Below are 10,270 nucleotides of genomic sequence, written 5' to 3'. Positions count from 1 at the left end.
GAGGCGGGGAGGGTTTTAACGCAGAGGCGGGGAGGCGGGGAGGCGCAGAGGGTTTTTTGATGATGAGGAGGGAAGGTTGTGATGAGTACGACCATCTATCACCATGTTGTTATAACGGCTGGAATTTCATTGTTTGCTGCGACAAATGTGTATGGCAAACTGGCGCGTGACCAAGAGCTTTTTCGCTTTGATCGTAGCAATCCGCTGCCGTTGGAACATGAAACCGAAGAAGAGGCACGCCTACGTTGGGCTGATTTTTGCCGCAATGCTGATCCCGCGCTGGCAAAAGCAAAACCAGAGCATATCAGCGCGGAGTTCTCACTGCTCAATGTCTTAGAGAAACAAAAACGCCTGGGCAAAAATCCCCAGGTGACCTTGATCGTGACAAACACCCTGGGTGGCCGGGGATCGGCTGAGTTCATTGCGCGGCTTCTGCGCATAACCTTTGGAGCCGAAGTCCGAACGAAAATAATTGATGATTTGGATGTCAACCAACCCACAATGCTACTCCGCAGTCTGGGACAATTCATGCAGATCGTGGCTCAGGAGTTAGACGGAAAGGATCCTAGCTTTACCTGTTTTGCGCCGGTGGGTGGCTATAAAGTGATGACATCGCTAGGCTATCTTGCAGGTGCTTATATGGGCTTTCCCACGGCCTATCTGCACGAAGATAACCAAATTTTGCATGAAGTTCCGGCAGTGCCAATTCAGATTGAATATAACGAACTGGCAAAATTCGCACCGCTTCTGCGCAAGGCGCAACGAACTTCACTTGAGTGGGATCAGATGAGCTTTGCTGAGCAAACGTATGTGAACCAACATCCATATCTCTTTTACCGTCTCGAAACGTTGGTAGCATTGAGTGCCTTCGGCATCTTTATCGCTGGGCGACCTGAATATGCCATGCTCTTCAACACGCAGGTGTATGCGAGCAAAGCTGTCGAAAAGGAGTTTCAAGGGAGTGATCGCGAGTTTCTGTGCGGGCAGGTTCGTGAGTTGCTTAAGAAGTTGGACAATGCTGAAGCCTATTGGGGTGAACTGTGCCATGAATTAACTTTTGAGAAGTTGAAAGGGCAGGATCTGGTGTCGCATCTCTACAAAGGAGCCTCGAAGGGGACGCTTGTATTTCGTGCTGCGTATCGGTACGACCAGGATAGCGATGCACTCTTTCTGAACCGGATCTGGACAAACCACGGAGTCTATGAGCGTGAGGCAAGCCGTAGTAGTGGTCTGCGAGCGGCTGATCAGCCTGAAGCTTGGTGTGATCTCAGTCGTGATATATGGGATAGATAAATGAGCACAAACACTGACAACTTCAATGTGGTTGTTGCGGGGTGCCTGGGGGGTGAGGATCGGGCTGATGTCATTGCTTTGGTCGAGGAGGTCTTGCGAGGTGATGCGCAGTATGACCGATTCTATCTTAATGCGCTGCAGCGTAAGATTAAAGCCACGCTTGGTGAGGCTGATTGCATCGATCTGATCTATGGTGGGGCGACGAAGATTAAGGGCTATGTCTTTGAGTCGGCGCGTTTGCCGGAGATCCGCGGGGCGTCGGCGTTGCTTGATTTTGTTGGCATTGATGAGGTCAAGCGCATCTGTGGTGAAAAGCGGGTGATCTATGCGGGTGGTGGGTCGTTCCTTGCGTTGGCTCCTGCTGGCACAGGGCATGCGCTCGCCCGTGAGCTTGAGCAGCGCTTTACCGAATTGACGCAGACTGCGCTGAGTGTGGTGGTGAGCCAGACGTTTCACCTGCTCGAATTGCGTTATGGGTGCCTTCGTTTTGGGAATGATGGCTTAGTGGCGTACTGGCTGGAAGAATTTCAGGCCAACTGGCGTGATAGTGTCCTGAAGCCAACGCTTGAGCAGTACTACCATCCCCATGATGGTGATGCGTTGCCAGGGGCGCGCTTCTATCACCGCAAGAACTTTGGTGAGTTGGTGACGCTCTTGACGACGATGTACCATCGCCGACGCGACGAACGCGACGCACTCATTCCGCAATCTGACCAGGATCGAGATGTTCCGCAGCCTGATGAGCGCGTGCTGCCACGCATCGAGCGCCTGCCCTGGGTGGTGCGCTGTGCCAGTAGTGACCATCGCCCCGCCGTCTATGCTGACGCGATCTATGGCCCGTTGAGTGAGGCCAGTGTGCGCAAGTTGGCGGTTGGACGTGTGATGAAGCGGGGCGAGCAAGAGGCGGCAAAGTCGCTCTGTCGGGCGATCAATTGGGATTTGCCAGACGGTATCGAGCAGCGCTCATGGGCGCAGCGGTGGGAAGAGTATCTACGTACTGATCCTGGTACGTCAAGCTTCTACGCAAAAAAGCATGCGCAAGAAAACCATGTGGATCCCGCTTCCGATACGCATCAAATCGGGGCCGCAGGGAATGGGTTCATCGGGCTTATCTACGCCGATGGCAACAATGTCGGGCGGGAAATGGCAACGAAGCAAACGCCCGAGCAGTACCGCGAGTTTTCCCAACAACTTGAGGATGCGGCTTGCAACGCGGTGTTTCATGCGCTGGCCGAACACCTCGAACCGATGCGTCTCCCCGATGAGCAGGGCAACGTACACTGGTGCCATCCCTTTGAGATCATCACGATTGGTGGTGACGACGTGATGGTGATTGTGCCTGGTGATAAAGCCATGGAGATTGCATTGACAATCGGGGTGGCGTTTGAACGGAACATGGTGAATGAAGCCACGCCACGCTCAGTCAAGGGTCGCTATCGGGGGGCCGATCATGCCCATCTGTTGGCGTTCACGCCCTGCATTGGGCTTGGGATGGGCCTGGTCATCGCGCAGGCTGATGCACCGATCTTCTTCCTGAAGCAACTGGTTGATGAGTTGCTCAAGAGCGCCAAGGCGAAGCGCACGACAACGTTGGCTCCTGACAATGGGGGCGCTCTTGATTTTATGGTGCTGAAGTCGATCACGATGGTGAGTGACCGCATTAGCGATTTTCGGCGGGCGGCGCTTGAAGGTACCCAATGTCGTCTGACGGCGCGCCCCTATACCTGGTACGAGTTTGCCGGACTACTGGATACCCTCCGTGCGCTCAAGCACGCGAAGACACCGCGCTCGCAGCTCTACCGGCTGCGCGAGGTGTTGCTGCAAGCACGCGATCAAGGGCCACGCGCAAGTGCGCTGGAGTATCTGACCACCCGTGTGCGCCAGAGTAGGGCCGTCGCAGACGCATGGCAGGAACATGTTGAACGATGCTGGCGGGTTGAGGCAACCCCGGTTGGCTTGCCGCCCTGGTTGCCGCGATCAGATGTTGGTGCCGATGAGCCTGTCTGGGAGACGATCTGGGCCGATCTGGTCGAAATCTACGATATGCTCCCTGAGCAGCAGGAGAAGACCTATGCCTGAGGTACGTATTGATCTGCTGATCACCTGTACGAGCGCGCTGAGTGTCGGTGCTGGTGGCAGTAGTGGCTCACTCGCTGATAAGAGCATTGTGCGTGATGGTCGTGGCCGTCCTCTGCTTCCTGGGTCACAGGTGAAGGGCAAAGTCCGCCATACCACCGAGGCCTTGCTCCACCAGCTTGGCGAACCAACCCCGGCCCATTTTGATGACGAAGCGAAAACGTACATCAAGACGCTCTTTGGTTCGCCACGGCAGCGTTCACCCCTGCGCTTTTTTGACCTTATTGGCCTGCCAGCGGGTGAAGATCGGGATGATCCGTTGCGGCAGATTGATCCCCAAGCGCTGGTTGAGATCCGGCCCGCCGTCAGTATCAATCGGCGACGGGGCACGGCGGAAGATGAACGCCTCTTCTTTCAGGAGGTTGCCCTGGATGGGTTGGTCTATGGTGCGACCCCGGCTATTCGTGGCACGCTCGCCGATGCGCGGTTGGCGGCGTTGCTCTGGGCGGCGCTCCGCCTGACGACCCGTTGGGGCGGAGGCAGTACCCGTGGGTTCGGCTGGGCTGAGGTGGTACCAACGGTCTGGGTGGAGGGCACGGTTCGCGAAGAAGAGGCGTTAGAAGCGGATCTTCGGGCCTTATTGGGGAAGGGAGACGGCGATGCTGCTCAAGCTTGAGATTGAGGCGGTTACGCCGCTTGCGTTTACCGAGCGACGACCCAATGACCAGTTTCGCGCTAGCCTCCCGTATATCCCAGGAGGGGCCATCTTTGGGGCACTGGGAACAGCGCTGGCAGCGAAGGGGGCCTTTGATCCGACGCTCTTCCGTGCGTTGCGTTGCCACAATGCGTATCCGTCCGCTGTCGCTGATACCTGGGTGCGTCCAATGCCACTGACGGCGCTGCAGCCCAAAGGTGAAAAAGATGCCACGATCAGCGACTCACTTGTGGCGCGGATCTGTTGGGAACGCCAGCAGCCACCGGCCCTGATCTATGCGCCGAGTGATGCTCAGGGTCGGCCCTGGGTTGCAGCGGGGGGAGGTTTTTATACGCTCACGGGCGATACCCTGGCGGTACGCAAGGTGACCCAACGGGTGCTGACGCGGGTCGCGATCAATCGCCGACGGCGTACGGCTGAAGATAGTCGGCTCTACTCGCCGCTGGTGTTGAATGAGGTGCAGTCGGTTCAGGATACGAACGGTCAACGCATGTTTGTGCCAACACGCTTTGTTGGGACGGTGCTGGTTCCGGCTGATGCACCCGCTTTGCATGAGACGTTGCCCCAGCTTGATGTGCTTGGTGCGCGTACCAGTACCGGACTGGGTGGGGTCACGCTGACGGCTGGGCCTCTTCAGGCTGATGATGGTGCGGCTGTGGCGGCACGCATTGATCGGTTGACCCAGCGGTTCCGCGAGCAGGCAATGATCTATAAGAAATTGGGTGGCAAGAAATGGATGGTTGGCGAGCGGAATATCTTTACCGTCAACCTGCTCGCTGACGCCATTCTGCTGGATCAAGGCTGGTTGCCAACGCAGCAACTCAGTGTGGCGATGCTCCGTGAGGCGACCGGGATCGAGGCTGATCTTGCGTTGGTGCGGGCCTTCACCGTGACCAAGAGCATTGCTGGCTGGCATACCACCTGGCAGCAGCCGAAACCAGCCAACCTCGCCGTTGGCATGGGCAGTGTCTTTGTGTTCCTGGCCGCCGCCCCGTTGAGTGAGGCCGATTGCGCCAAACTGGCCGAGTTGCAGCAACAGGGCATTGGTGAGCGTCGCCAGGAAGGGTACGGTCAGATCCGCATTTGTGATGAGTTCCATAGCCGTGAGATGTGGCAGAAAGAGGAGGCGTGATGAAGACCCAAACAACCGACAGTCAGGAACTGCGGCGTGAGTTATTGCTGAGTCAGGCCGTGAGTCGGCATCAGGATGCGCTGGTGAAGTTCGCAACTAAGGCCGTGTTGCTGCTCACTGATTCAAAAATGAAAACCAGCCAGCTACGCAATGCCGTCAATGTCGCCCAACAAGAGGGCGCTTCCTATGATCTGGTTGCCAATTTTATTCGCTATAAAATTGCGACCCAGGGTGACGCGTGGGGCAAGCAACGCAACAGTTTTGGCCATACCGTCATTGCCCATCTTGACAACGAGGTGCGGCAAGAGGCCCAAAAAGCCTCGGCGTGGCTAAAGGCTCAGCCGAATGCTGAACAATTGCCGCGTGGCGATGAACTTGAACAGGATCTCTATAGCAGGATGCTCAAGCGTTATATGGGATATCTGGTGCGGAGTTTTGCGTACTATGAGAAAGCTGAAAAAGACAATCGGGAGTTTGCCCGACAGATGCTTGAGGAGGCGACCAAATGACGACCAGTGAGTCACCCTATTCGTTTGCGGTGCTCCGCAATCAGTATATCGTACGTGGCACCTTGACGGCGCTGACCGGCCTTCGCATTGGTGCGGGGCGTTCGAGCGAGGTTGGTGGCAGCGACTTGCCGGTGCTTCGCGATGCACGCGGGCGACCGTTTCTCCCTGGGGCCTCGCTCAAAGGGGCCTTGCGCGCCCGTGTCGAGGCCCTGATCGCCAGTGTGCGTCCCGAACAGGTACGCGACCTTGAGGGCATGCAAGCGCATCAGCAGGAGATTGCCAAGAAGAAACAAGTCAAGCAGGATGACGCTTCGCTCAGTGCGCAGATCTGGGCGGCTTCGACCTTGATCGAGTTGACGTTTGGGGCTCAATGGACCGCCAGTCGGATCTTTGTCAAAGATGCGCTGGTTGATGAAAGTCTCTGGTTTGGTCAGTTCGAGGTGCGCAACGGGGTTGGCATTGACCGCGATACCGAGACGGCGGGCACTGGCTTGTTGTATGACTACGAGGTGGTGCCCGCAGGGACACGCTTTGACTTTGCGCTCACGATGGAGAATGCCGAACCCTGGCAACTCGGCATGCTCACGTTGGCGCTCAAGCCCTGGGAGCGAGGCGAGGTGCAGATTGGTGGCTTTCGCTCGCGGGGGCTTGGTCATGTCAACCTTGAGATCGCGGAAGCGGTCTATCGAGAACTGAACAGCGTTGACGATCTGCTGGACATGCTCGACCCACGTGGCGGTTCGTCCGTCACCGAGGCGCAGGTGACGATGTGGCGTGACGCATTCAAGCAGGTTCTCATCAACCCAGCACGCGCAATATCTGCGGAGGAATCCCATGCATAAAGCCATCTTTCTCGAAGGCACGCTCAGCGTGACGATCACGCCGACAGGCCCCTTTCTGATCAAAGCAGGTGATACCGGCGGTGCCGATCCAACGCTCCCCGACATGGAGTTTGTGCGCACTCGTCACCGTGGCGCGCCAGAGGTTTACATTCCTGGTTCGTCACTCAAAGGCGTGGTGCGCGCGCAGTGCGAACGGATCTGCCGCTCGCTGGATGGCGAGCGGCGTTATGATCAGGATGCTCAACGGCTACGTGAACACCAGGAGTTGTTTGTGCCACCACTCGCTGATAATCCCATCTTAAAAAAAGAGGACTTTGTCCCCTACCGACGTGGTGGCAACGATACGAAGTTTTCTTCGGGCATCTACCTCCAGGACGAGGATTGTGACGGTGCTGCAACTTATCGCCGTTCAGCTTTTACCAGCCAGATTTTTGGCAATACCAGCCTGGCGGGGCGGGTACGGTTTGCCGATGCCTACCCACAGGGCAAGGTCACGCTGGAAGAACGCAATGGGGTCGCGATTGATCGTATCTATGGATCAGTCGCCGTTGGGCCATTCAACTACGAAACCGTTGTTGAGGGCGCATTTACCACCCAGATCGATCTGAAAAACCTGACGCTGGCGCAACTCGGCTTGCTTGGGTTGGCCCTGCGCGATCTGGCTGAAGGGCGTGTGGCCATTGGCTTTGGCAAATCACGCGGGCTTGGGCGGATAAGCATCACCTTTGATGCCCTGGAATTGCGGTATCCCACGTGTGAACTGGTTGAAGGGCAGCTACGCTTGCTCAACGGCAAGGCACGCCTTGATGCGCGCACCCTCGCCGGGGTTGGGGCGCTGGCAACCGAAGGCTATCGTGACTATGCCTTTGATGCCAATGATACCGCTGATTTGCCGGTGGAACTGAACTACGAAGACGATGATGAACGTGGCATGGGTGTGCGCCTGATGGCACCTGGTGATGCCCAGGTACGCTCGCTCTTCAAAGCCTGTATGCCAGCCTGGAAACGGAGGATCGGGCTATGAAGAGGGGCTATCTCTACCGGATGGTGCTGGCTGATGCCGCTCAGGTACGCATGGTAGCCGAGCAACAGATCGGCTTGCCGTGTACGCATGTTGGAGGCAGCCTGCTCTGGGATCTTGACGACGCACCACAACTCCGTTCGCTGGCACGAGCCAGCACGGCAGCAGCGCTAGACGTGACGGGTGATCTGGGCAATATCTTCAGCACCCATGCCGAACTCCGCTGGAAACGTCGTGACGATGGCAGCTACGATGCCCTGATCCTCAGCGAGCAGGAACTGGTGATCGACGGCGCGACGGAACTCGGGGAAAACTGGTCCACGAGGCACGCCACCATCCTGCTTCGTCCCAAACATACCGACCCGCAAGCTGCGACGAGCAGACCGCCGCCCATCTACGTCGTCGAATACTATGCGCCCAACGGGGCGATGCAATTCATACGCTATGCGGAGGTGCGTCATGACCTATCGTGATCGTGACCGGTCGAATCAGCCGCCGTTGCCCAAGCCCTACGCGTTTGTCCCGCTGGCTGAAGGGCGCATCCCCCTTGCTGCGCCGGCGGGCCATGATCGCTTCCAGGCTGAACTTGTACATGGCGTTCTAACAGCTACGCTCATTGCTCGTTCACCCATCCATGTTGCCTCGGGCCTATTGGAAGAGCGACGCCGAGACCGTGATAATCCTCTGGTCAAGGCCCATTTTCGGACGAATGGACGGCCTGCCATCCCAGGTACGTCGCTCAAGGGATGTGTGCGCAGCATTGTTGAGGCGATTTCACCTTCGGCAGTGACAATCACGAAGGCTCCACTGCCACGTGATTTGAAACCCTCGCAGATGCGGGAGCGGCTGGATGTGTGTCAACGCATCTTTGGGATACAGGGCTACCAGGGCCAGATCAGCTTCACTGATGCTGTATTAGAAGATGGTGAAACAGCGATTGTACGCTCAGTACAACTCTTTCAGCCACGTTCCTTGTCTCGGCAGACCTATATGTCCGGTGAGCGGCCTCACGGACGCAAGTTTTACCTACATGGTACTTTGGCGAGGGGTAAATTACCGCTAGAAGTTTGCCCGATCGACAGCCGGTTCAATTTCACGATGCACTTTCAGAATTTGACACGGGGCGAATTGGGGTTGCTGCTCTTTGGACTTGGCCTCGGTGAGCCTCGCCTCTGGCCGAAACTCGGGGGGGCGAAACCAGCCTGCCTGGGAACCATAGAAATAACTGCGCCATACATACACGTCAGCAATGCGGTCGAGCGCTATGCGTCATTTGACGAAGAAGCGAGCGCAGAGGTAGCGATAGCCCCACTGCTGATGGAAGCGCACGCACAAGCCCTCGTGCTTCGGGAGCAACTCGACATCCTTGCGGCCATCTTGCGCTGGCCGAATGAGGAGCGAGGGTGTCCGGATCGGAATTATTAATAATTTACACTTTTTTATACTGCAATGATCTTAGATCATTTCAGTAGTTATTATGTAGCAGGACACCATAAAAGCCTCGCTCATAGGAGCAACCTCTTTTGAGCGAGGCACCTGGGTTTGACAAGGAGTACATATGTCTCAGGCGATAGTTGACTTGAGTCGGCTTATCATAAAGTATGGCGAAACCGAAGAGATTGCTGATGCTATCAAGCCTCTGATTTCATCAACTAACTCTTTGGAACGTGATGTTTTGCGATGCCTTCTTAATAATGATCCCTATGATAAGCTATCGGAAATGATCGGCAGTATGAGAAAATTACGTAGCATTGCTAGTGACTTGAACTTTAATGATGCGGAATCAATGGGTCGGGATGCACTTTTAGGCGTTATCCTGTCAAGAATTTTAGGCAATATATATCCTTCTGGGTTACGGGTGCCAGGGTTTTACATTGTTGAAAAAATGCTTCGTCAAATAGAAACTTTACATGACGAAGAAAAATATACATGTGTTTATCGTTTAGTAAAGCAAGTTGAGTTTCTTATCAAAAATATTTATCGTTTACTTGTTACTGATCTGTTATTCGAGTTTTTAGATAACCCTCTTCGTGAACAAGTCAGCAAGCACAAACAAAAACTTCGTGCAGGAAAATTCTTGTCTTTAAATGAAGTTATACAAAAAATTTACGAGGTTGAACAGGCAGCTTTGATTAATCCACAGTCTATTTTACGACAGGCTTCGAAGGATCTCCTAAATCGCGAGACGCCATTTTGTAAGTATGACCTATCACTGATGAATCGCTTCGTTAGCTTGCGTAATGGGTCATATGCTCATCAATCTAAACCTATTCTTACAGAAATGGATGAGATCAGAGATTCTGGTGAAATGATTGATGTTTTGCTGCTTGTTTGTGAATATATGCAGACTATTTCACCAAAAATAATAATTCAAATATTTCTTGAGCAAGATCATCTGGCAAGAAACAAGATTTATTATTTAAGAGAAGAGGTTGATTTTGATCAAAACGGAAACCTAAACTCATTATCTTATATTTCTAAGTATAGACGATGGGATTTGCGGAAATGTAAATACTATTACTCGATCCCAATACCACGCGATTCGTATAAGCCAGGTGTTTCTGCTTATTTAATACCCGGTCTAGATATCACGGATCCTTATATTTTGACGTTTAGACTACCCGTCCAAGGCGGAATACGCTATGATTCGCATAGCGTTGCATGTTTTGCATGATTCTGGTC

The 10,270-nt window shown here is 54.6% G+C and carries 10 protein-coding genes; all 10 read left to right on the top strand.

Annotation, left to right across the window (positions count from 1 at the left end):
* Nucleotides 1-81: 81 nt before the first annotated feature.
* The 10 genes from EKD05_RS24385 to EKD05_RS24340 all read left to right on the top strand — a co-directional run bounded on the left by EKD05_RS24385 (nucleotide 82) and on the right by EKD05_RS24340 (nucleotide 10,262).
* Entirely contained in the window at nucleotides 82-1,293 is a 1,212-nt protein-coding gene (locus tag EKD05_RS24385) for a CRISPR-associated protein (RefSeq protein ID WP_129678076.1), read from the top strand.
* Entirely contained in the window at nucleotides 1,294-3,372 is a 2,079-nt protein-coding gene (locus EKD05_RS24380) for a hydrolase (protein WP_129678074.1), read from the top strand.
* Complete coding sequence (locus tag EKD05_RS24375; protein WP_129678072.1) at nucleotides 3,365-4,045, top strand: RAMP superfamily CRISPR-associated protein; 681 nt, start codon at nucleotides 3,365-3,367, stop codon at nucleotides 4,043-4,045. The genes EKD05_RS24380 and EKD05_RS24375 overlap by 8 nt, the downstream gene beginning before the upstream one ends.
* A complete protein-coding gene (gene csx10, locus EKD05_RS24370; protein ID WP_129678070.1) occupies nucleotides 4,029-5,216 on the top strand; it encodes a CRISPR-associated RAMP protein Csx10 in 1,188 nt (395 codons plus the stop codon). Before EKD05_RS24375 ends, csx10 begins: the two co-directional genes overlap by 17 nt.
* Nucleotides 5,216-5,725: a hypothetical protein gene (locus EKD05_RS24365; RefSeq protein ID WP_129678068.1), complete on the top strand. Its 510-nt coding sequence runs from the start codon at nucleotides 5,216-5,218 to the stop codon at nucleotides 5,723-5,725. The genes csx10 and EKD05_RS24365 overlap by 1 nt, the downstream gene beginning before the upstream one ends.
* Nucleotides 5,722-6,567 (top strand): CRISPR-associated RAMP protein Csx7, encoded by an 846-nt coding sequence (gene csx7, locus EKD05_RS24360; RefSeq protein ID WP_129678066.1) that lies wholly within the window; start codon nucleotides 5,722-5,724, stop codon nucleotides 6,565-6,567. Before EKD05_RS24365 ends, csx7 begins: the two co-directional genes overlap by 4 nt.
* Nucleotides 6,560-7,591, top strand: coding sequence for an RAMP superfamily CRISPR-associated protein (locus EKD05_RS24355; RefSeq protein ID WP_129678064.1), 1,032 nt, complete (start codon nucleotides 6,560-6,562; stop codon nucleotides 7,589-7,591). The genes csx7 and EKD05_RS24355 overlap by 8 nt, the downstream gene beginning before the upstream one ends.
* Nucleotides 7,588-8,061, top strand: a complete 474-nt coding sequence (locus EKD05_RS24350; protein ID WP_129678062.1) for a hypothetical protein — start codon at nucleotides 7,588-7,590, stop codon at nucleotides 8,059-8,061. Before EKD05_RS24355 ends, EKD05_RS24350 begins: the two co-directional genes overlap by 4 nt.
* Nucleotides 8,048-9,013, top strand: a complete 966-nt coding sequence (locus EKD05_RS24345; protein WP_129678060.1) for an RAMP superfamily CRISPR-associated protein — start codon at nucleotides 8,048-8,050, stop codon at nucleotides 9,011-9,013. The genes EKD05_RS24350 and EKD05_RS24345 overlap by 14 nt, the downstream gene beginning before the upstream one ends.
* 133 nt (nucleotides 9,014-9,146) lie before the next feature.
* Entirely contained in the window at nucleotides 9,147-10,262 is a 1,116-nt protein-coding gene (locus EKD05_RS24340; protein ID WP_129678057.1) for a hypothetical protein, read from the top strand.
* Nucleotides 10,263-10,270 lie beyond the last annotated feature (8 nt).

Origin of the sequence: Candidatus Chloroploca sp. Khr17 (assembly GCF_004138165.1) — a bacterium.
In the GTDB taxonomy this organism is placed as follows: domain Bacteria; phylum Chloroflexota; class Chloroflexia; order Chloroflexales; family Chloroflexaceae; genus Chloroploca.
This window is presented reverse-complemented; position numbering and strand designations above follow the sequence as displayed.